Below are 21,641 nucleotides of genomic sequence, written 5' to 3'. Positions count from 1 at the left end.
CGCGCTCGCCGCGCTCGCCGCGCTCGCCGCGCTCGCCGCGCTCGCCGCGCTCGCCGCGCTCGCCGCGCTCGCCGCGCTCGCCGCGCTCGCCGCGCCTGTCGTGGGCTTCGTGGAAGTCCTGGTTGTCGCGCCTGTCGTGGCCGTCGCGTCCGTCATGGTCGGCTTGGCCGTCGTGGTGCGGCTGTCGGCTTCGTCCGAGCCGGTCGGCGGCTGGGGAGCCGCGGGCAGCAGCCGGATCGCCCCCAGCAGCTCGGCCACCCCCTGGCCGGTGATCGCCGACCCGAACGACACGGGATGCGCCTCGCCCGCCGCGCACTGCGCCGCGAGCGCCTCCCGCACCCGCCCCGGCCCCGGAACCACCCCGTCGACCAGCAACTCCAGCAGCCCGTCATCCCCCTCGGCCAACACCTCGACCGCCTCGACCTCCCGAGCCTCCACGTCACGGGCCTCCACGTCACGGGCCTCCGCGCGACGGTCCTCTGCGCGGCGGACGTCGGCGCGGACGGCCTCCGCCTCGACGGGCCCACCGGCCCGCACCACCTCCTCCGAGCCCCCGCCCGCCGCCCCCGAAAGGCCGCGAGCCCACCGGAAGGCCGGGGGAGCGAAGGCGAAGGGACGCGTGGCGGCGCCCGGCCCGCCGATGCCGGAAACCGTGCTCAACGGAACCGCCCGCGGCGACAACCACCGCCGGATCTCCGCGAGCACCCCCGCCTCCCGGGCCCCCACTCGGTCGATCTTGTTCACGAAGATCAGCGTGGGCAGCCGCAACCGCCGCAACGTCTTCATCAGCACCCGCGTGTGCGGCTGCACGCCCTCCACGGCCGACAACACCAGGACGGCGCCGTCGAGCACGTCGAGCGCGCGTTCGACCTCGGCCACGAAGTCGGCGTGGCCGGGGGTGTCCACCAGGTTGACCCGCAGGTCGCCCACGGTGAACGAGGCGACCGCCGAGCGGATGGTGATGCCGCGGCGGCGTTCGATCTCGCCGCTGTCGGTCTGCGTGCTGCCGTCGTCGACGCTGCCGAGGCGCGCGATGGCGCCGCTCTCGAACAGCAGCCGCTCAGTGAGGCTGGTCTTGCCCGCGTCCACGTGCGCGAGGATGCCGATGTTCAGGATGTGCATGAGTGGTGGAGCCCTCGAGAACTCTCGTGCCAATGGGGCGCTGGAAGATCTCTGGGCGGCGCCGCATCTCATGCTCCTGAACGTCGTCCGGCAAGTGCCCGGTCATCCTGTCACCGAGGCGGAGGGACCGGCCACCGATTTAAACCGGGTCACAACAGGCGAAGCTGCTCCGGCTCGGCGACGGCGGCGGGGATCGGGTGGGGCGGTACGCGGCGGGCCATGGCCGGGGTGGCCCTGCCGACGCCGTGGCGTTCGGCCAGCTCCCTGACCTGGGCCACGACGCGGTCCTGGTAGGAGGTGGGGGCGTAGGCGCCGCGGCCGTACAGCTCCAGGTAGCGCGGAACCAGACGCGGGTACTCGCGCCCGAGCCAGCTCAGCCACCACTCGCGCGCGCCGGACCGCAGGTGCAGGACGATCGGGACGACGTGGGTCGCACCGGCCTCGGCGATCTCCTTGACCGTGCGTTCGAGCTGGGCGGGGGAGTCGGTCAGGTACGGCAGGATCGGCGCCATCAGCACCCCGCACGCCACGCCGTTGTCGTTGAGCGTGGCGCACGCCTCCAGCCGCCGGCGCGGGTTGGGCGTGCCGGGCTCGACCCCGCGCCACACGGCCTCGTCGACGAAGCCGACCGACACGCTCGTGCTCACGTCGGTGACCTCGGCCGCCTCGGTGAGCAGGTCGAGGTCGCGCAGGATCAGCGTGCCCTTGGTGAGCACCGAGAACGGGTTCGCCGCGTCGCGCAGGGCGGCCAGGATGCCCCGCATCAGCCGGTAGCGGCCCTCGGCGCGCTGGTAGCAGTCGACGTTGGTGCCCATGGCCACGTGGCGGCCGCCCCAGCGGGCCGCGGCCAGCTCCTTGCGGGCCAGCTCGGCCGCGTTGACCTTGACGACGATCTTCGAGTCGAAGTCGGCCCCGGCGTCGAGGTCGAGGTACTCGTGCGTCTTGCGGGCGAAGCAGTAGACGCAGCGATGCCCGCAGCCCCGGTAGGGGTTGATCGTGTACTCGAACGGCACCCGGCTGGCCCCCGGCACCCGGTTGATGATGGACCGGGCCTGGACCTCGTAGAAGGTCATCCCCCTGAACTCGGGCGTGTCGAACGTACGGGTGACCGCGCCGCGGGCGAACAACGGCACGGTTGGATCGGCCTGACCGGGCCCGGCCAGGCGCAGGTTGTCCCAGCGCATCCCATGATTAGAACAAAAGTTCGAGCGTGATCGCAAACCGAAAAGAGGCGGTAATTAGGGGGTCACGCCAAGGCTAATGATCTTCATGGTTGGGGAGGAACACGCCACAGTGCTTGCGTTCCGGAGGTGCGTCTATGGCCTGGTCGCAGGACGAGGAGCGAATGCTGGCCCAGATCGAGCAGCACCTCGTCGACGACGATCCGCGTCTCGTCGCCCGGCTCGAGTCGTTCAACGAGCGGGCCCGTCGCGGTGAGGCGAGGGCGAAGGGGCAGCCGGGCAGCAGGCGGCCGCGCCGGTCGACGGTCATCATCGTGATCAGCTGGGTGCTCATCGCGACGCTGGTGGCCACCCTGTTGATCATGGTGCTCCAGCACGAGGCCGCCACCGCCGTGGCGCTGGCCGCCTCGCGCTGACCGTTCCCGGACGGCGTCCGGCTCCGGTGACGCTCAGGCCGTGCGGACGGTCGGCTCGTGGCGTACCGGGAAGTTGACCGAGGCGGCGATGAAGCACGCCTTGTGGGCGTCCGCGTGCAGGCGGGCGGCGGTCTCGGCCATCTCCGGCGCGGCCACGGTCACCTCCGGGCGGAGCACGACCTCGGTGAACCGGCCGCCGGCGCCGTTCTCGGCCATGGTGCCCGCCGCGCGGTCGGCGTACGCGGTGACCACGACGCCCGCGTCGGCGCACAGGTGCAGGTACCAGAGCATGTGGCACTGGGAGAGCGAGGCGACCAGCAGCTGCTCGGGGTTCCAGCGGGCGCGGTCGCCGCGGAAGGCGGGGTCGGAGCTGCCCGCGATGACCGGCGGGCCCTCGGCCGACACGTCGTGGTCGCGGCCGTAGGCGCGGTAGTCGTCGGTGCCGGCGCCCTTGTTGCCGGTCCAGGTCACGGTGACGTCGTACGTGTGATGGCGGGTCATGTGGGTTCGTCCGTTCTGTGGGTGACGGCACGGGTGTCGAGGACGTGCGCGCGGGCGATGGCCGCCGCGTCCTGCGGCCGGGCCTCGATGATCGCGGCGAGGAGCTGCTCGTGCTGGCCGGAGACGTGCGCCGGACGGGACGGCGGCGCCAGCGAGCGCAGCGTGGACACCTGGATCTGGTCCCAGACGCGCTCCAGGGTGTGCAGCGCGATGGCGTTGGCCGCCAGCTCGGCGATCCGCCGGTGGAAGCGGCGGTTGAGCCCGACGGCCTCGGTGAGGCGGCCCTGCGCGGTGGCGGCCGCCGTGGCGTCGGCGACCTCGCGCAGCGAGACCAGGTCGGCGGGGGCGATACGGCCCTCGCCCTGCCGGGTGGCGGCCAGCTCGGCGGTCAGTGCCTCCAGGGCCGCCCGCACCTGGAAGGCGTCCTCCAGCGCGGACGCCTCCAGGGCCACGACGACCACCCCGCGCCCCGCCGGGCGCACCAGCCCGTCGGCGGTCAGCGCCCGCAGCGCCTCGCGCACCGGGGTACGGCTCATCTCCAGGGTCGCCGCGACCTCCATCTCGGTCAGTCGCGCCCCCGGCGGGTAGGTCCCGTCGAGAATCAGCTCCCGCAACCGGCGCCAGGCCACATCGCTCTGCACGGGACGTGACTCTAGCGGTTTGCATACATTGCATGCAATGGTGGGCCCGCGCATGCGAGTCGGCGAGACAGGAGGACTCAGAGGCCCTTGAGGAAGGTCGCCGCCACCGGGGCCGCGACCTTGCCGCCCGTGCCGCCGCCCTCCACGACCACGGCGAAGGCCACGTCACCCTTGAAACCCATGAACCAGGCGTGGGTCTCCAGCTTGTCGCCGGTGCCGAACTCGGCCGTGCCGGTCTTGCCGTGGGTGCCGGCGGGCAGCCCGCTGGCCCTGGCGGTGCCCTTGGAGACCACGGCCGCCATCATGCTGTGCAGCTGCTCCTTGACCCCCTTGGGCAGCGGCTTCTCGCCGGCCTTCTGCTTGAGCGAGGGCACCAGCGTGGGCGGCCGCCAGGTGCCGTCGGCGATGGCGGCGGCCACCGAGGCCATCGACAGGGGGCTCGCGGTGATCCTGGCCTGGCCGAAGGACTCGGCGGCCAGCTCGGCGTCGGACTGGGCCCTCGGGAAGCTGGCCTTCGTGGCGGGCACGCCGATGTTGAGCGGCTGGTTGAAGCCGACCCCTTCGGCCGTCTTGAGCAGCTTGTCGGCGCCGAGCCGCTGTTCGGCCAGCGGCGCGAAGGTGGTGTTGCACGAGTGGGCGAAGGAGTCGAGGAACGACAGCGAGCCGAACTCCTCCTTCTCGGAGTTGCGGATCTTCAGCCCGCCCACGGTGGCGTACATCGGGCAGGTGACCGTGTCGCCGGGCGACATGCCGGCCGCCAGCAGGCCGATGGCGGTGACCGCCTTGAACGTCGAGCCCGGCGGGTAACGGCCGTCGAGGGCCCGGTTGAAGCCGCCCTGGTTGTTGACCACGGCCAGGATCTCGCCCGTGGAGGGCCGGATGGCGACCATGGAGGTGGGCTTGGGGACGTCTTTGACCGCGGCCACGGCGGCGGCCTGCGCCTGCGGGTCGAGCGAGGTCTCGACGGGTTTGCCGTCGGTGCCCTCGATGGTGGCGAGCGTCTTGCCGCCGAGCTGGATCTGGGTGGTGGGGGTGCCGGCCAGCCGCTTCTGGAACGTCTCCTGCAGGCCGCCGCGCCCGACGGCCTGTCCGGGCTTGTAGGAGGAGCCGAGCTTGGCGACGTCCTTCTTGGTGGCCTTGTCGAGGAAGCCGACGAGCTGCTGCACCGAGCCGCCGGACGTGCCCGCGTCGATGCGGCCGCCGTCGGCGTCGGTGATCCCGGCCCGCTGCGGCCAGTTCGTCTTGATGCCGAACGTCGCCCCGGAGGTCATCTTCGGGTGCAGCGCGGTGGGCCGCCAGTCGACCTTCCACGCGCGGTCGGCCACGACGAGGTCGATCTGCCCGTCGTAGGACCAGGAGCCGATGTTCTTCAGCGCCAGCGTCGCGCTGTAGGGGACGTGCGCCCGGCCGTCGCCCTCGACGACCTGCCCCAGCTTGACCGTGGCCGACTCGACGCCGAGCGCGCTGCGCTGCTGATCGTAGGCGGTGAGCTGCTGCGGTGTCGCCAGTTCGGCGGTCATGGCGGTCTTGTCGCCCGCCTGCCAGGCGGCGGCGAAGCGCTGCGCCGTCTCGCCCGGTGTGCCCTTGGTGCGCAGCAGGTAGTAGGCGCCTCCGCCGGCGGCACCCGCCACCAGCACTGCGGACACCGACACGATCGCGATGGTACGGCCCCGCGCCACTGGTCAGCCCCCCGGTCCTCGACGACAGGTGTCAGAAGCCTAGCGGTGATCCGTCATGGCGTCCCGTCGGAGGCCTTGTGGCTGGAGGCGTAGGCGGGCACGTACTCCTGGCCGGACAGCTTCTGGACGGCTTCCATGATCTCGTCGGTGACCCGGCGCCGGTCGCGTGCCTTGGTGTGGTCGCCCTCGAAGCGCATCGGCTCTCCGATGGAGATGCCGATCTTGGCGGGCCTGGGGACCTTCGACCCGACCGGCAGCACCTTCTCGGTGCCCTTGAGTGCCACCGGCAGCACGGGCGCGCCCGTCTTGAGCGCCAGCCAGGCCACGCCGACCTTGCCGCGGTAGAGGCGGCCGTCGGGGGAGCGGGTGCCCTCGGGGTGGATGCCGAACAGCTCGCCGCGCTCCAGCAGCTCGGCGGCGGCGTCGAGCATCGCCTGGGCGGCGTGGGCGCTCTCGCGGTCGATCGGCAGGCTGCCGCCGATCCGCATGAAGAAGCCGGAGACGGGGTTGCCGTCGAAGTACTCGTTCTTGGCGGTGAACGTGACGTGCCGGGGCAGCAGCGCGGGCAGCAGGAAGGAGTCGAGCACGGAGAGGTGGTTGGCCGCCAGGATGGCCGGGCCGACCCTCGGCACGTTCGCGGCGCCGGTGATGTGCGGCCGGCACATCGCGTGGGCGAGCGGCGCGGCGGCGAACTTGACCACTTCGTACAGCAACGGGCTCTCCTGGATCATGGGCAGTCGGCCATGCCACCCTAAGGCAGCGGGACGCCCGGAAAGCTTTAAGGCCGATGTGGTGGTCGCCTCCTCGGCGAGATGCACAACACGGTTCCAGCCGAACGGTATTCCGTGAAGGCGGTAATTTGCGGCCCGGGGGACACAGCCACATCGGCATTTCCGAGTTAAGCACAGCCTCCGGCGTTGGAGGTAATCGTGCCCGCCACATGGGGCACGCGTGACCTGCGCGCCGGGGCTCAGCGGCGCGGCGGGCCGCCCGCGAGCTGTGCGAAGGCGTGTTCGGCGGCGCTTACCGCGTCGGCCTCGGCCTCGGGCAGGGGGCGGCCCCCGGCGAGCTGTGCCCAGGTGCGGCGGGCGAGCACCCGCTGCACGGCCAGCACCTGAGCGGCCAGCAGCGCGGCGGTCAGCTCGTCCATGGTCTCGGCCAGGGCCTCGGTCAGCTCGGCCTCGTCCTGGGTCATGTGGTGGGACAGCCGCAGGGCCAGGCTGGGGGTGTCGAACACCATGCGGTGGAAGGCCAGCACCTCGGGGTGGTCGTTGAGCCCGGTGACCGGATCGTGCGCGGCCAGGCCGTCGAGGTAGTGGCGGCGCAGCGCGGCGACCGGGTGCTCGTCCGCCCCCCGTCCGCGCACCACGCGGGCGGCCTCGCCCTTGTGGTCGGCGAACCGGTGCAGGACGAGGTCCTCCTTGGTCGGGAAGTACTTGAACAGTGTCGGCTTGGACACCCCGGCCGCCGCCGCGATCTCGGTCACCGGCACCTCGTCGAAGCCGCGTTCCAGGAAGAGCGCGATCGCCGCCGTCGAGATGGCCTCGTGGGTCTGCCGTCGTTGCAGCTCCCGCAGTCCTGTCATGTCGCCAGCCTAGCAAAGTGTTAACCTGGTCAATGACTTAACCGAGTTAACGCTTTTGGGGGTGTGCATGGGAACGCTCGACGACGAACGGCGTCACGTCGAACGCTGCAGGGCGGGGCTGCGCAGGATGCTGGAGGGCGCGCGCGAGAACGTGATCGTCGGGGAGACCGTGGCCGGCGACCGCTACAGCGCCGAACGGCTCGGCCGCCACCTCAAGAGCCTGGCCAAGGAGCTGGGCGAGGAGCCCGACGGGCCGCCGTTCTTCGGCCGGCTGGACTTCGGCCATGAGTCGGCCGAGCATCGCGGGCGGTCGTACCACATCGGCCGGCGGCACATCACCGGCGAGCACGGCGGGCCGCCAGTGGTGATCGACTGGCGCGCGCCCGTGGCGCGCGCGTTCTACCGCGCCGGCGCCCGCGACCCCCAGGGCGTCGAGGTACGCCGCCGTTTCGGCTGGTCGGGCAGCACGCTGACCGGCTTCGAGGACGAACGCCTCGGCGCGGGGGAGGAGGGCGGCGGCGCGCTCCTGGCCGCCGAGATCGAACGCCCCCGCGTCGGCCCGATGCGCGACATCGTCGCCACCATCCAGCCCGAGCAGGACGATCTCGTCCGCGCCGACCTGGACACCACCATCTGCGTGCAGGGCGCCCCCGGCACCGGCAAGACCGCCGTTGGCCTGCACCGGGCCGCCTACCTGCTGTACGCGCACCGCCGCCGCCTCGAACGCTCCGGCGTCCTGGTGCTCGGCCCGAACCGGGCCTTCCTCGGCTACATCGCGGCCGTGCTGCCCGCGCTCGGCGAGGTGGACGTCGAGCAGACCACCCTCGAAGGGCTGCTCGGCGCCTACCCCGTACGGGCCGTCGACACCGCGCGGGCCGCGGCGGTCAAGCACGACGTCCGCATGGCCGAGGTGCTGCGCCGCGCCCTGTACGGCCGCATCCGCAGGCCCGCCGAGCCGGTCGTGGTGGCCGACGGCTCCTACCGCTGGCGCGTCGGCGAGGACGAGCTGCGCCGCATCGTGGAGGACACCCGGCGGGCCGCGCTCCCGTACGGGGTCGGCCGCGACCGGGTCAGGGCCAGGATGGTGGCGGCGATGCGCCGGCAGGCCGAGGCCCGCGGCCTGACCTGCAACGCCGCCTGGGAACGCAGGACCGGCCGCGCGGTGGCCCCGGCGCTCGACGCGACCTGGCCCGCCGTCCGCCCCGAGGACGTGCTGCACGAGGTGCTCAGCGCCCCGCCCGAGGGCCTGCTGACCGACGACGAACGCGCCGCCCTCGCCTGGTCCCGCCCGCCGCGCGGCGTCAAGAGCGCCAGATGGACCGAGGCCGACCTGGTGCTCCTGGACGAGCTGGCCGGCCTGCTCGAACGTCCCCGCGGCTACGGCCACGTCATCGTGGACGAGGCGCAGGACCTGTCGCCCATGCAGTGCCGCGCCGTCGCCAGGCGCAGCGAGCACGGCTCCCTGACCGTGCTCGGCGACCTGGCCCAGGGCACCACGCCGTGGGCGGCGGCGTCGTGGCCGGAGCACCTGGAGCTGCTCGGCAGGCCCGACGGCCGGATCGTCGAGCTGACCACCGGCTTCCGGGTGCCCGGCGTGGTCGTGGAGCTGGCCAACACGCTGCTGGCCGCGCTCGACGCCGACGTGCCGCTCACCCGCTCCTACCGCTCCGACGGCAGGCTGCGCGTCATCGCGACCGCGGGGCTGGAGAAGGGGGTCGTGGAGGCCGTACGGGAGGCGCGCGGGTTCGAGGGGTCGATCGGGGTGATCGCGGCCGACGCCCACGTCGAGGCGATCACCTGCGCGCTCTGGGACGAAGGGCTGGACCTCGGCGAGCGGCTGAGCGTCCTGCCCGCCTCGATGTGCAAGGGGCTGGAGTACGACCACGTGGTCCTGGCCGAGCCGGCCGCCGTCGTCGCCGCCGAGCCGCGCGGCCTCAACCGCCTGTACGTCGCCCTCACCCGCGCGGTCTCCCGGCTCGACGTGGTCCACGCCGAAGCCCTTCCCCCGCAGCTTTCCCGCCCGTCATAAGCCTTCTGAAATGGGCAGATGTCTGGACTCGGCGGCTCGACAGGCCCACGGCTCTGGTGTGTGATGTGATTCACTTCACGAGGGAGCCGGAGATGACCGCTTCGCAAGACCCGCCGCCAGGCGACGACGAGCACACGCGTGAGGGGCGCCGGCCGCAACCGCCGCCCTACGGCCGGCCGCCGCAGCCGCGGCAGGGCGCCCAGGTCCTGTCGATCATCGGGTTCGTCAGCGCCGCGGTGGCCGTCCTGTTCATACCGATCCTGTTCGGCCTGGCCGGCATCGTGCTGGGCATCGTCGGCCACACCCGTGGCGAGCCCCTCGGCAAGTGGGCCGCCATCGCCGCCGCGGCCTGCATGATCGTCGGCATGGTCCTCGGCGCGCTGGCCACGCGCGCGCTGGGCTCCTGACCCGCTGTGCCCGCGTGAATCCGCCGTCGCGCGGGCACAGGGACGCCTCCGGAATGAAGCGCGCCTCCCCGGTGCTGTGAGGGACGCAGTCGCTCATGAAAGAAGGCGTTACCCATGTCTCCGCAGGCGGACGCGGCCCATCTGATCGTGCGAGCCCTGGAGGCGGAAGGCGTCGAGTACGTCTTCGGCATCCCCGGCGAGGAGAACATCCACTTCGTCGACGCGCTCAACGACTCCTCCATCCGCTACATCCTCGTCCGGCACGAGCAGGGCGCGGCGTTCATGGCCGAGATCTACGGCAGGCTGACCGGCAAGGCGGGGGTGGCCTCGGCCACGCTCGGCCCCGGCGCGATCAACCTGCAGCTCGGCGTGGCCGACGCCACCACCAACAGCACCCCCGTCGTGGCGATCACCGCCCAGGTCGGGCTCGACCGCATCTACAAGGAGTCGCACCAGGTGGTCGACCTGGTGTCGCTGTTCCGGCCGATCACCAAATGGGCGGACATGGCGCCGACGGCCCTGGCGCTGCCCGAGATGATCCGCAAGGCGTTCAAGACCGCCCAGACCGAGCGGCCCGGCGCGGTCTACCTGGCCATCCCCGAGGACGTCGAGTCGGCCCCCGTGCCGGCCGACCTCGGCCCGCTGCCCGTCAACGTCGTACGCCCCCAGGACCCCTCGGCCGCCCAGATCGCCCGCGCGGCCGACGTACTGGCCGGCGCGCGCAGGCCGATCGTGCTCGCCGGGCACGGCGCCGGCCGGGCCGGGGCCTCCGCCGCGCTGGTGCGCTTCTCCGAGCGGCTCGGGCTGCCGGTGGCCACCACGTTCAACGGCAAGGGCGTCTTCCCCGACGACCACCCGCACGCGCTGGGCGCGGTCGGCTTCATGCGGCACGACTACGTCAACTTCGGCTTCGACGAGGCCGACGTGCTGATCAGCGTCGGGTACGAGCTGCAGGAGTTCGACCCCGTCAAGATCAACCCGAACCGGGACAAGAAGATCATCCACCTGCACCGGTTCCCCGCCGAGGTCGACGACCACTACCCGGTGGACGTGGGCGTCCACGGCGACATCTCCCGCTCCCTGGACGCGCTCGCCGACGCCGTCCCCCGCCGCTTCGAGGTCAACGGCACCGGTGAGAAGATCCGCCGGCTGATGCGCGAGGAACTGGAGCAGGGGCGCTCGGAGGACGGCTTCCCGCTCTCGCCGCGACGCGTGGTCGCCGACATCCGCGAGGCCATGGGCCGCGAGGACATCGTCCTGGCCGACACCGGGGCGGTGAAGATGTGGATGGCCCGCATGTACCCGACGTACGAGCCGAACACGATGCTGGTCTCCAACGGGCTGTCCTCGATGGGATTCGCCGTGCCGGGGGCGCTGGCCGCCAAGCTGGCCTTCCCACGGCGCAAGGTGCTGGCCGCCACCGGCGACGGGGCGTTCCTGATGAACTCCCAGGAGCTGGAGACGGCCGTACGGGAGCGCATCCCGATCACGGTTCTGGTGTGGGTGGACGACGCGTACGGGCTGATCGAGTGGAAGATGGACCTGGAGCTCGGCCGCCACTCGGGCATCCGCTTCGGCAACCCCGACTTCGTCGCCTACGCCGAGAGCTTCGGCGCGCGCGGTTACCGGGTCACCAGTGCCGGGGAACTGCTTCCCACGCTGCGCAAGGCGCTGGCCGACGAGACGGTGTCGGTGATCGCGGTGCCCGTCGACTACGCGGCCAACCTGGAGCTGACCGGCAAACTCGGCGAACTGACCGGCCCCTTCTGAGCCGCCCGGGTTCTGGGCGTGGTCCGGTGGGAGGGTCAGGTTCTCGTCCAGTGGGGCTGGGCGACGTCGAACACCCGCTGTTCGCGTCCGCGCAGCGCCACCTCGGCGAACTGCCACAGGATCGCCCCGGTCGGCGCGTGGATCACGATGCCCGGCCCGAGCGGCATCTGCAGCATCTCGCCCTGCCAGCGGGGCACCCCGGGCGCCAGGAAGCGCTCCAGCGGGACCGCGTGCACCGAGGCCACCTCGTGGGCGTCCCCCACCGGCTCCTGCCGGCCGCCGAACGCCACCACCGGGGTGATCACGAACCCGGAGTCGGCGACGAAGTCGTCGAGCAGCCCGGCCACCTGCACGCCGGTCACCCCGACCTCCTCGGCCAGCTCCCGCAGCGCAGCCTCCACCGGCAGCTCGTCCTCGTCGAGCCGCCCGCCCGGCAGCGCCCACTGCCCGGGGTTGCGCCCGCGCGCCGCCCTGCGGATCAGCACCGTGTACGGGACGCGCCCGGCGTCCTCCAGCACGCACACCGTCACGGCCGCCCGGCGCACCCCCGAGGCGGGCGGCACCTCCCGGCGGTCGAAGGCGGCGAGATGAGCGGTGACCTGCTCGCGCAGCACGTCGATCGGGGGCAACATCCCCTCAGGATCCCACGCCCCCACCTCCGCACCCGCCCCGTCCCTCGCTCCGGGACGCCCCCCGCGTTCCTATCCCCCATGCCCCCACGGCCCGCACGACGCCCATCACCCCCATGACCTTCACGTCGCCCATTCCGCCTGCGCCCCCCGCGCCCCCTGCGTCCACTGTTGGCGGGCGCGGGCGTTCCAAGGACGTTGCCGGAGCGGTCGCGGCGCGACGAGGGCGGGTGCGGTTTCCGGCAGGGCCGCGCTGCTGCGGGCGCTGGGCGAGGTGGCGGGCGGTACCGGAGTCCTCAGATCGCCGCTGCGCATGACATTGCGTGGCTCATCACCGGCCGAGGGTTCACGGGGGACGCCCGCCTTCCGTGCCGTCGCCTGACTGCCGTCTCACACCGATCTTGACGGCTGTCCACCCACATGATCAAAAGGAGGCATCGGTCCGCCCTGCCGAGGGTCGGTGTCAGGAGCGCAGATCACTTCAGGAACGGGAGGCCATGATGAGTGCCGGGAAGCGCGGGCGGGTGACCAAGCTCGCATCAGTGGGTGTACTGACGGCGGCGCTGTTACCGCTCGGAGGCATGGCGACTGCCTCGTCCGCCACGACCCAGGTTCACGCATGCGTCAACAAGATCACTCGCGTTGTTCGAATTGTCGATTCTGGAGCCGAGTGTCTGTTCAGCGAGTCTTCTGTGCAATGGGCGGCCGAGGGTCCTGTCGGGCCCGAGGGGCCGGCGGGACCTGCCGGCCCGGCCGGGCCACAAGGCGAGCAGGGGCCGCAGGGAGAGCAGGGTCCCCAGGGCGACGCCGGCCCGACCGGGCGGCAAGGTGAGGCGGGAGAGACCGGCCCGCAAGGCGATCAGGGGCTCCAAGGCCCTCAAGGCCCTCAAGGCCCCAAGGGGGAGAAGGGTGATGCGGGAGGGGTGAGGGGAGCTCATGTCGAGGAAGCCCCCTTCAGCGGCGGCTCCGGTGGCGTCATGTGCAGCCCCGGAGAGTACGCGACCGGTGGCGGCTACAAGGTCAACAACGGTGCGGGCCAGGTCTACCAGAGCCTCCCCGTCTTCGGGGTGACCAAGGAGCCACGAGGCTGGGAGGTCAGGGCCACCAACTCCGCCAGCGGAACGCTGTACGTCATTTGCCTTCCCTGGAGCTGATCACCTGGGCAGTGGGTAGGGCGGTTCGGAGTCGTCTGCCTGGTGGAGGAGCTGGTGAAGGGTATGGGCCTGGTGGAGGTGGGCTTGGGCCGTCGCGTCGTCGCCGGAGGCGCGGGCCAGGTGGGAGAGTTCGGTGTGCGCGTCGGCCTGTCCTCGGACATGGCTGATCTGGCGGGCGAGGGCGAGAGCGGTGGTGGCGTGCTCGTAGGCGGTCGCCGGGGCTCCTGATCGGCGGTGGACGACGGCCAGGTTGTGGTGGGCGTCGGCCTGGTTCATGACGTCCCCCAGCTCCCTGAACAGGGAGAGGGCCTGGTCGAGGTGGGCTTGGGCGTCCTGGTGGCGGCCTTGGTGCTCGTCCAGCATGCCGAGCTGGCGGTGGCAGATGCCGAGGCCGCGGCGCTGCCCGGCCTGCTCGAACAGGGCCATCGACCGGGTGAGACGGTCGCGGGCCGCGGTGTGGTGGCCCTCCAGGCGGTCGAGGGTGCCGAGGGTGCTGAGGGCGAAGGCCTGTCTGGTGAGGTCCCCGCCGGAGAACGCGGCTTCGAAGCAGTACGTGGCGTGCGCCCGGGCCTGGGGGAGATCGTCGAGCCACTTGTTGACATTGCACAGCTCGTGGTGGATCGTCGCCAGGCCGTCGGCGTTGCCGGCCTGGGTGTACAGCCGGAGCGCGGTCCGGAAGCGCGTGAGGGCGGCGCGATAACGGCTGGTACGCATGTCGACCAGGCCCAGGTTCTGGTGCATGGCGGCCTGCCCGAGCAGGTCGCCGGCCTGCTCGGCCAGGCGTAGCGCCTCGGTGTTCAACACGATGATCTCGGAGTAGAAGCCGCGCATCCGCTGGTAGCACTCCAGATTGTGGATCAGGCGCCAGGCCTGGGGGGAACCCGCGGACAGGCATCGGCGGGCCACGGCCAGGAGATCCGGGTGGTTCCGGTCGAGCCAGCGCAGCGCGGAGACGTCCGTTTCGTGCTGGGGTGGCTGAACGCGGCATGCGTCCTGGTCGGCGTCCACGTCCGTGAAGGAGGTGCTGGTGTCGACGAGAAGGACGGCGGCGTTGACGGCGCGGCGCGCGTACCGGAAGAGCCGTTCGTCGGCGGCGGCCAGCTGCCGGGCGCTGTCGTGCCGATCGGACCCGAGCAGGGCGGCCGTGCGGACGGCGTCGTGCATGCGGTAGCCGCCTCCGGCGCGGCTGTCGGCGATGAGCAGCCCGCGCCGGTAGAGGACGGCCAGCAGCGCGGCGGCCTCGTCGGCCGGTCGGTCGGCCAGGACGGCGGCGATGGGCGCGCTGACCAGCGAGCCCGGATAGCGGGCGACGCGGCGGAGCACGAGGCGGGCGGGTTTGGCCAGCGCGGCGAGAGACCGGGCGAACGCGGTGGCGGTCTCGTCGTCGATCGGCAGCGTGGCCGCGGAAGGGATCTCCTGGGCCGGATTCGCCGCCTTGAGGTCGCTCATCTGCCGGATGGCGAGGGGGAGGCGGAAGCCGGCGGCGATCGCGGCGACGGCCTGGGGGTCGTTCAGGCCGGCGCGGCGCAGGATCGTGCCGGCCAACTGGGCCGCCTGGCCGCGGGTGAACGGTCGCAGGGTGACGCCGCGGTCAGGATCGAGGCCGACCAGCACGTGGCGGGTGGTGATCAGGATCGCCGACTCCTCGGCGGCGGGCAGCAGCGGACGGATCTGTGCGGCGGTGTCGGCGTCGTCCAGGACGATCAACATCCTCTTGCCGGCGGTCGCGGCCCGCCAGGCGCGGCTGAGCGCCTGAACGTCGGTCGCGCCCGGGTCCGGCGGCACGTTCAGGGCGTTGAGCAGCGTACGCAGTGCCGCGGTGCTCGTCATCCGTGACTCGGCGGCGGCATAGGTGCGCAGACCGAGCCAGCACAGCCCGTCGGGATAACGCGCGGCCAGGGACCGGACGGCACAGATGGCCAGCTCGGTCTTCCCGGTCCCCGGCATCCCCGCGATCACCAGGACGAGAGGACCGGGCCGGTTCTCCTCGGGAACAGGAGCGGTCAGGCGGTCCAGTTCCTTGGTGCGTCCGATGAAGACCCGGGTGCCGGTCGGCGGCTGCAGCGCCCACCCCGGCTGCTGGTCCTCACCAGGTGACGCCGCCGGGTTCGGGGGAGCGTCGTGCGGCAGCGCGATCAGCGTGCCGGCGCTCACCACGCTGGTCACCAGGACGAGCCCGCCGAACAGCCACCAGTTCCAGGTCGTGGTGAGCAGGTTGGTGAGCGCGCCCGCCGTCACGCCCGCCATCGGGCCCAACGCCGCGACGACCAGGCGTCCCCGCCGCCGAGCCGGCAGTCCGCCTGCCATCGCGATCACCTGACGCCGCTTCACGGGCGGTACGGCCCTTCGCAGGGCCGCACGCAGGTCCGGTAGGTCCGTGCTGTCGTTGTAGAGCATGAAAGGACCGATGTCGAGCGGTTGAGGTGATCCGGCCACCGGTCGAGGCGTGGACGCCGGTGGCGTCAGGACAGCCGGGCCACTCCTTCCAGGAGGCGGGTCACGTCCGAGTGGTCGTTGTAGTGGACCAGGCCGGCGCGGACGGCGCCGCCCGAGTCGCGCAGGCCCAGGGCGCCGGTCAGTTCCCAGGCGTAGTTGTGGCCGTTCCAGACGTTCACCCCCAGACCGGCCAGGTGCTCGGCGACCTGGCGCGGGGTGTGGCCGGCAACGGTGAAGTAGGCGGTCGCGGTGCGCCGGGCCGGCTTGCCGTGCAGGGTGACGTGGGGCATCGTCTCCAGGCCGGCGATCATGGTGGCGAACAGCTCCAGCTCGTGCTCCTCGGCGGCGGCCATCGAGGCGAGGAGGCGTTCGCGGCGGGTGCCGGAGCCGGGGACCATGGCGGCCAGGTGGTCGACCGCCGCGGTGACCCCGGCCAGGTCGGCGAAGGCGGACGTACCCGTCTCGAACCTCTCCGGCACGGTGTCGGGGGAGGGGCGTAACTTGGCCGGCCGGACCGTCTCCAGCAGGACCGGGTCGGCCACGACGGCCCCCACGTGCGGTCCCGACCACTTGTAGGCGCTGGTGGCGTAGAAGTCGGCGCCGAGGGCCCGCATGTCCACCGGGCCGTGCGGGGTGGCGTGCACGCCGTCCACGTACAGCAGGGCGCCCGCGCGGTGCGCCAGCTCGGCGATGGCGGGCAGGTCGGGACGGGTGCCGAGGATGTTGCTGGCCGCCGTCACGGCGACGACCTTGGTCCGCTCCCCGATGAGGCCGGCGTACTGGTCGATCGGGAGTTCGCCGGTCACCGGGTCCACCTCGGCCCAGCGTACGGCGGCGCCGGTCTGGGTCCAGGGGCGTACGTTCGCGTCGTGGTCGAGCCTGGAGACCACCACCTCGTCCCCGGGGCCGGTCAGCGCCGTGGCCAGCCGGTACGTCAGCGTCGTCATGTTCGGACCGAGGATCACCCCGTCCGGATGGCCGCCGACCAGGTCCGCGACGGCGGCACGGCAGGCGGCGACGATCTCGTCCGCCCGGTGGCTGGCGGGGAAGGCCCCGCCCACGTTGCCGAGCCCGGCCCGGTAGGCGGCGGAGACGGCGTCGATCACCGAGTCCGGCGTCTGGGTGCCGGCCGCGCCGTCAAGGTAGGCGAAGCCATCGGAAAGCGCGGGATAAGAGGAACGTACGGACTCCAGGGGGAAAGGCATGATAAGTAGATGCTCACCCTCAGAGACCTCAACCGCGCCACCCTGGCCAGGCAGCACCTCCTCGCCCGGCACAAGGGGCAGCCGGCCGACATCGTGCGCCGGCTGGCCGGGCTGCAGGCGCAGGAGCCGAGGCCGCCCTACCTGGGGGTGTGGACGCGGCTGGAGGGGTTCGTCCGCGACGCGCTGCACGACGCGCTGCACGACGGCAGCCTGGTGCGGGCGACGATGATGCGGGCCACGCTGCACCTGGTGACGGCGGAGGACTTCGCCACGTTCCGCCCGCTGCTGCGTCCCATGCTGGCCGCCGCGGCGCGCCGGTTCGAGGGCGTCGACTTCGAGGCCGTCGCGGCGGTCGCCGACCGGCTGCTCGCCGACGGGCCGCTCACGTTCAACGAGCTGCGGCCCCTGCTGCTGAAGGAGTTCCCCGGCGCGGACGAGCGCGTGCTCGGGTACGCCGTACGTATGATGACGCCGCTGGTCATGGTGCCGACGCAGGACCGGTGGAGCTTCCCGCGCGAGTCCGCCTTCGGCCTGCCCGGCGTCGAGCTGGACCCGGACCCCGGCGTGGAGGGCATGGTCGAGCGGTACCTGGCCGCGTTCGGGCCGGCCACGCCCGCCGACGTGCAGACCTGGTCGGGGCTGGGCGGCCTGCGGACCGTCATGAAGGGGATGGAGCTGGAGAGACTCGCCGACGAGACGGGACGCGAGCTGTTCGACCTGCCGGGCGCGCCGCGACCGGGGGGCGACGTGCCCGCGCCGGTGCGGTTCCTGCCCGACTTCGACAACCTCGTCCTGGGGCACGCCGATCGCAGGCGGGTGCTGGCGGACGAGTTCAGGCCGCTGGTCGCGACCAAGAACCTGCGCATCAAGGCGACGTATCTGGTCGACGGGTTCGCGGCGGGCACCTGGCAGATCAAGCGGTCCGGCAAGAAGGCCAAGCTCGTCATCAGCCCCTTCGCCGACCCGACGCCTCTGGACGTCCTGGAGGAGGAGGGGCTGGCGCTGCTCGCCTTCGCCGAGCCGGACGCCACCGGCCACACTCTCGAACACGCTCCGGCGAGCTGACCGTCCCTGAACCGCCTTCGACGGGTCAGGGGGATGGAACTGTCGGTGGCGTGTGCGACCTTGAGAACGGCGTGCCGACGGCGCGGCCCTTCCATCCGCTGGGCGACGGCGTGACGGGGGAGCCCGTCGAGGAGGGGGCGCGCCTGATGGCCTTCGCCGGAGTCGAGGAGGGGAGCGTCGCATGGCCACCGCCCAGGAGCTCTACGACGACCTTGTCACCGAACATGCGTGGTGGTCCTGACGGGGGCCTGTGAGGGCGGGGTTCGTGTCTGGTGAACACCGGCGCTCCTTCGGAGAAGGCCCGCTCGGCGGGTGTCCCATGGATGTCGGCGCCGTACGCCGGGCCGGGGAGGGGGCGTCTTCTGGAGTGCCGTGGATCGGACGGGGTGGAACAGGGGTGGCGGGGTTGGGGTGCTGGTCAGGGGGCACGTGCCGGCGGCGGCCCATCAGTGATCGCCGTTCCGTCGAAGCCGCGTTCGAGGAAGCGTTGGGTAGCCTGGTCAGAGACGGCCCTGCCAGGCCCCGCTTCTTCCGTTCCCTCATGTCCTGAAGGTTCCGACGCCTATCGGCCCGCTACGTTCCCCCGCCGGCCCTGCCCGCAGGCCGGCTCAGTCACTGAGCGTCCACCCAACGCGAGCGAGGAGAGAATTTTGTCCCAAGCAGCAGAGGTTCTCGAACTGGACGACACCATCGCCGACGGTGGCACGGCCGTCGGCGCCGACTCGGTCAAGACCTACCTGAAGGAGATCGGGCGCGTCCCGCTGCTCACCGCCGAGCAGGAGATCGAGCTGGCCAAGCGCATCGAGGCCGGCCTGTTCGCCACGGAACGGCTCGACAGCGAGCCCGGCCTGCCCCCCGAGCTGCGCGCCGACCTGGAGTGGATCGCCGACGACGGCCTTCGTGCCAAGCGCCGCATGCTGGAGGCCAACCTCCGGCTCGTCGTCTCCATCGCCAAGCGTTACACCGGCCGGGGCATGCTCTTCCTCGACCTGATCCAGGAGGGGAACCTCGGCCTGATCCGGACGATCGAGAAGTTCGACTACCGGCTCGGCTACAAGTTCTCCACCTACGCCACCTGGTGGATCAAGCAGGCCATCACCCGTGCCATGGCCGACCAGGCCCGGACGATCCGCATCCCCGTCCACATGGTCGAGCTGATCAACAAGGTGGCCCGCGTGCAGCGCCGCCTGCAGTCCGACCTGGGCCGCGAGCCCACCCCCGAGGAGATCGCCGCCGAGACCGATCTCGACGTCGAGCGGGTGGCCGAGGTGCAGAGCTACGGCCGGGAGCCGATCTCGCTGAGCACGCCGCTCGGCGAGGAGGGCGACAGCGAGTTCGGCGACCTGATCGAGGACACCGAGGCCGTCTCGCCGGCCGACGCGGTCTCGTTCACACTGCTCCAGCAGCAGTTGCACAGCCTGCTCGACCAGCTCTCCGAGCGCGAGGCGGGTGTGATCACCATGCGTTACGGCCTGGCCGACGGCAAGCCGCGTACCCTCGACGAGATCGGCCGCGTCTACGGCGTCACCCGTGAGCGCATCCGGCAGATCGAGGCCAAGACCATGTCCAAGCTCCGCCACCCCTCCCGGGCCATGGCGCTGCGCGACTACCTGAGCTGATCGCCCCGGCCCGGGAGCGTCACGTGACACGCCGAGCAGGGCTCGCCGCGTGGACGTGGAGCGTCACCGCCTTGTCGACCGAACCAGCCGCCGCGGCGCCGGCGACACCAGCGACAGGCACGACCTCCGTCCATCCTGGCGAGAACCACCCCGGCGAGGGGCCCGAAGCCGGGAGAGCGGGCCTGGCGGGTCCGCAGAGGAAGAGGCAGGGGGCGGGAAAGAGGGGGTAAACGGTGGCTCATCAGTGTGCCGAGCCCTGAGCGGGCCCGATGAGCCCGACCTACTCTGCCCAACGTGAAACGCTCCCGTACGAGCCTCGTCCACCAGGCCGCCTACGCGTTCCGGCACCCCCACAGGATCGCCCCGCACCTGCGCCGGCTGGCCCGCGACACCTGGTTCAGGCTCCGCACCCACGACCACGTCACCTACTACCGCGCCGTCATGAGGTCCGACACGGCCCGTGACCCCGAGGGCGCCGTGGGCTCGCACAAGCACCGGCGCTGGCTCGCCCTGGGACGCATGCAGTTTGACTACCTGGTGGAACACGGGCTCAAGCCCGACTGCCGGATGCTGGAGATCGGCTGCGGGAACCTGCGCGCCGGCCGTCTGTTCATCGGCTACCTGTTCACCGGCAACTACTACGGCATCGACATCTCGCCCGACATCCTGCTGGCCGCCCAGGACACGATCGACAAGCACGCCCTGCAGGAGAAGCTGCCGTATCTGGCGCCGGTGCGGGACCTGCGGTTCGCGTTCCTGCCGGACGAGTACTTCGACGTCGTGCACGCCCACAGCGTCTTCTCGCACTCGCCGATCGAGGTCATCGAGGAGTGCTTCGCCCACGTGGGCCGGATCATGAAACCGGACGGCTGGTTCGACTTCACCTTCGACAGGACCGAGGGGCAGGAGCACCACGTCCTGCGCGAGGACTTCTACTACCGCACCGAGACCCTGGTCGAGCTGGCCCGCCAATACGGACTCAAGGCGACGTTCATGGACGACTGGGAGCAGGGCCCGCATAAACAGTCGAAAATCCGCATCACCCGGCGATAACCTCCCGGAGAGTGAGAGACCTCCACCTGCTGCCCAAGGCACACCTGCACGTCCACCTGGAGAGCACCGTACGGCCCGGCACCGTGCGCGAGCTGGGCGGCCCGCCCGAGCCCGAGGGCAGCTTCACGAGCTTCCGTGAGTTCGCCGACCAACGGGCCAAGGTGCGTGACCTGCTGCGCACCCCCGAGCACTTCCGCCGCGTCGCCCTGGAGTTCTGCGAGGACGAGGCCGCCCAGGGCACCCGCTACGTCGAGGTCACCTTCACCGCTGCCTCTCACGGGGAGCGGCTGGGCGCGCCGGAGATGCCGCTGGAGGCGGTGCTCGACGGCCTGGCCGAGGGCAGACGGTACGGCATCGAGTCCAGGGTGCTGCTGGACCACTCCAGGCGGCGGCCCCTGGAACGGCTGTGGCGGACGTACGAGCTGGCCACCCGCTACGACGAGGTGATCGGCCTCGGGCTCGCGGGCGACGAGGCGTACCCGCTCGCGCCGTTCGCCGAGGTGTTCGCCGCGGCCGGGGACGCGGGCCTGCACCTGGTGCACCACGCGGGCGAGGCGGCCGGGCCGGCGAGCATCCGCGAGGCGCTGGACCTCGGCCGCACCGAGCGGCTCGGCCACGGCATCCGAGTGCTGGACGACCCGGAGCTGGTGGCCGAGGTGCGCGAGCGCGGCGTCCCGCTGGAGGTCTGTCCCACGTCGAACGTGCTGCTCGGGCTCGTGCCGTCGCTGGCCGAGCACCCGTTGCCGCGCCTGCGCGCGGCGGGGCTCGCGGTCACGGTCAACACCGACGGCGAGACGGCCCTGGCCGACGAGTACCAGCGGCTGCGCGAGGTCTTCGGGTACGGCGACGACGTCCTGGCCGAGCTGGCCCGCGCCTCGATCAGGGCCTCCTTCGCCCCCGACCCGCTCAAGACGGACCTGCTGGCCGCCGTCGACGCCTGGCTCCACTGAGCCGCCGCCCCGGCCCGCCCGCCCCGACCCGTGCCCGCCAGGTGCGGCGATCTCCGTCACATCGTGGAATAGTTGGCGAATCCACGACCGTTGCGAACGGAGGTGGCGCGAACGCCACGACAGTGGCAGGCCGCGGCATGGATGGGCCGGGGCCGACCGCCCGACCGAAGGAGCAGCGTTTGCGCACCGACTCGGCAGA

General features: G+C 72.0%; 19 protein-coding genes. 9 read left to right on the top strand and 10 right to left on the bottom strand.

The window, feature by feature from the left end; all coding sequences use genetic code 11:
• On the bottom strand, positions 1 to 1,122 hold a 1,122-nt coding region (locus tag ABZ815_RS50980; RefSeq protein WP_357710286.1), incomplete at its 3' end, for a GTP-binding protein.
• A gap of 149 nt (positions 1,123 to 1,271) precedes the next feature.
• Positions 1,272 to 2,306: an Rv2578c family radical SAM protein gene (locus tag ABZ815_RS50975; RefSeq protein ID WP_357710284.1), complete on the bottom strand. Its 1,035-nt coding sequence runs from the start codon at positions 2,304 to 2,306 to the stop codon at positions 1,272 to 1,274.
• Between the two features lie 134 nt (positions 2,307 to 2,440).
• On the opposite strand from ABZ815_RS50975, the gene ABZ815_RS50970 reads away from it, so the two are divergent.
• Positions 2,441 to 2,719 (top strand): DUF3040 domain-containing protein, encoded by a 279-nt coding sequence (locus tag ABZ815_RS50970; RefSeq protein ID WP_357710281.1) that lies wholly within the window; start codon positions 2,441 to 2,443, stop codon positions 2,717 to 2,719.
• 33 nt (positions 2,720 to 2,752) lie between these two features.
• Here the strand turns inward: ABZ815_RS50970 and ABZ815_RS50965 are convergent, their stop codons facing one another.
• From ABZ815_RS50965 to ABZ815_RS50945, 5 genes are all read right to left on the bottom strand, one after another.
• Entirely contained in the window at positions 2,753 to 3,220 is a 468-nt protein-coding gene (locus tag ABZ815_RS50965) for an OsmC family protein (protein WP_357710278.1), read from the bottom strand.
• Entirely contained in the window at positions 3,217 to 3,861 is a 645-nt protein-coding gene (locus ABZ815_RS50960) for a GntR family transcriptional regulator (protein WP_357710275.1), read from the bottom strand. The genes ABZ815_RS50965 and ABZ815_RS50960 overlap by 4 nt, the downstream gene beginning before the upstream one ends.
• A 77-nt stretch (positions 3,862 to 3,938) precedes the next feature.
• Positions 3,939 to 5,513: a penicillin-binding transpeptidase domain-containing protein gene (locus ABZ815_RS50955; RefSeq protein ID WP_357710272.1), complete on the bottom strand. Its 1,575-nt coding sequence runs from the start codon at positions 5,511 to 5,513 to the stop codon at positions 3,939 to 3,941.
• Positions 5,514 to 5,593: 80 nt separating this feature from the next.
• Positions 5,594 to 6,253 carry a lysophospholipid acyltransferase family protein gene (locus ABZ815_RS50950; RefSeq protein WP_357710269.1) on the bottom strand — a complete coding sequence of 220 codons (660 nt, stop codon included), beginning with the start codon at positions 6,251 to 6,253 and terminating at the stop codon, positions 5,594 to 5,596.
• A gap of 257 nt (positions 6,254 to 6,510) precedes the next feature.
• The gene (locus tag ABZ815_RS50945) at positions 6,511 to 7,125 is read right to left on the bottom strand and encodes a TetR family transcriptional regulator (protein ID WP_357710267.1); all 615 of its coding nucleotides are present in this window, start codon (positions 7,123 to 7,125) and stop codon (positions 6,511 to 6,513) included.
• Between the two features lie 67 nt (positions 7,126 to 7,192).
• Here ABZ815_RS50945 and ABZ815_RS50940 point away from each other — a divergent pair, with 67 nt between their 5' ends.
• The 3 genes from ABZ815_RS50940 (at position 7,193) to ABZ815_RS50930 (ending at position 11,331) form a co-directional block, all read left to right on the top strand.
• On the top strand, positions 7,193 to 9,154 hold the full coding sequence (locus tag ABZ815_RS50940) for an AAA family ATPase (protein ID WP_357710264.1): 1,962 nt from the start codon (positions 7,193 to 7,195) through the stop codon (positions 9,152 to 9,154).
• A gap of 92 nt (positions 9,155 to 9,246) precedes the next feature.
• Complete coding sequence (locus ABZ815_RS50935) at positions 9,247 to 9,561, top strand: hypothetical protein (protein ID WP_357710260.1); 315 nt, start codon at positions 9,247 to 9,249, stop codon at positions 9,559 to 9,561.
• A gap of 114 nt (positions 9,562 to 9,675) precedes the next feature.
• Positions 9,676 to 11,331 (top strand): acetolactate synthase large subunit, encoded by a 1,656-nt coding sequence (locus tag ABZ815_RS50930; protein WP_357710258.1) that lies wholly within the window; start codon positions 9,676 to 9,678, stop codon positions 11,329 to 11,331.
• A 35-nt stretch (positions 11,332 to 11,366) separates the two neighbouring features.
• Here ABZ815_RS50930 and ABZ815_RS50925 read toward each other — a convergent pair whose 3' ends face one another.
• Positions 11,367 to 11,963, bottom strand: coding sequence for a CoA pyrophosphatase (locus tag ABZ815_RS50925; protein WP_357710255.1), 597 nt, complete (start codon positions 11,961 to 11,963; stop codon positions 11,367 to 11,369).
• 974 nt (positions 11,964 to 12,937) lie between these two features.
• Between ABZ815_RS50925 and ABZ815_RS50920 the strand changes: the two genes are divergently transcribed.
• On the top strand, positions 12,938 to 13,114 hold the full coding sequence (locus ABZ815_RS50920; RefSeq protein WP_357710253.1) for a hypothetical protein: 177 nt from the start codon (positions 12,938 to 12,940) through the stop codon (positions 13,112 to 13,114).
• Here ABZ815_RS50920 and ABZ815_RS50915 read toward each other — a convergent pair whose 3' ends face one another.
• On the bottom strand, positions 13,115 to 15,421 hold the full coding sequence (locus tag ABZ815_RS50915) for a tetratricopeptide repeat protein (RefSeq protein WP_357710250.1): 2,307 nt from the start codon (positions 15,419 to 15,421) through the stop codon (positions 13,115 to 13,117). It abuts the gene before it with no gap.
• A gap of 155 nt (positions 15,422 to 15,576) precedes the next feature.
• Positions 15,577 to 16,755 (bottom strand): cysteine desulfurase-like protein, encoded by a 1,179-nt coding sequence (locus ABZ815_RS50910; RefSeq protein ID WP_357710247.1) that lies wholly within the window; start codon positions 16,753 to 16,755, stop codon positions 15,577 to 15,579.
• Between the two features lie 9 nt (positions 16,756 to 16,764).
• On the opposite strand from ABZ815_RS50910, the gene ABZ815_RS50905 reads away from it, so the two are divergent.
• The 4 genes from ABZ815_RS50905 (at position 16,765) to add (ending at position 21,442) form a co-directional block, all read left to right on the top strand.
• Entirely contained in the window at positions 16,765 to 17,820 is a 1,056-nt protein-coding gene (locus ABZ815_RS50905) for a winged helix DNA-binding domain-containing protein (protein WP_357710245.1), read from the top strand.
• Between the two features lie 449 nt (positions 17,821 to 18,269).
• Positions 18,270 to 19,439: an RNA polymerase sigma factor gene (locus ABZ815_RS50900; RefSeq protein ID WP_357710243.1), complete on the top strand. Its 1,170-nt coding sequence runs from the start codon at positions 18,270 to 18,272 to the stop codon at positions 19,437 to 19,439.
• Between the two features lie 294 nt (positions 19,440 to 19,733).
• On the top strand, positions 19,734 to 20,492 hold the full coding sequence (locus tag ABZ815_RS50895) for a class I SAM-dependent methyltransferase (protein ID WP_357710241.1): 759 nt from the start codon (positions 19,734 to 19,736) through the stop codon (positions 20,490 to 20,492).
• Between the two features lie 11 nt (positions 20,493 to 20,503).
• Positions 20,504 to 21,442 (top strand): adenosine deaminase, encoded by a 939-nt coding sequence (gene add, locus ABZ815_RS50890; RefSeq protein ID WP_357710239.1) that lies wholly within the window; start codon positions 20,504 to 20,506, stop codon positions 21,440 to 21,442.
• Positions 21,443 to 21,641: the final 199 nt, after the last annotated feature.

This window comes from Nonomuraea sp. NPDC047529 (assembly GCF_040642995.1).
In the GTDB taxonomy this organism is placed as follows: domain Bacteria; phylum Actinomycetota; class Actinomycetes; order Streptosporangiales; family Streptosporangiaceae; genus Nonomuraea.
Note: the sequence above shows the minus strand (reverse complement) of the source record. Positions and strands in the feature narration are given on the sequence as shown.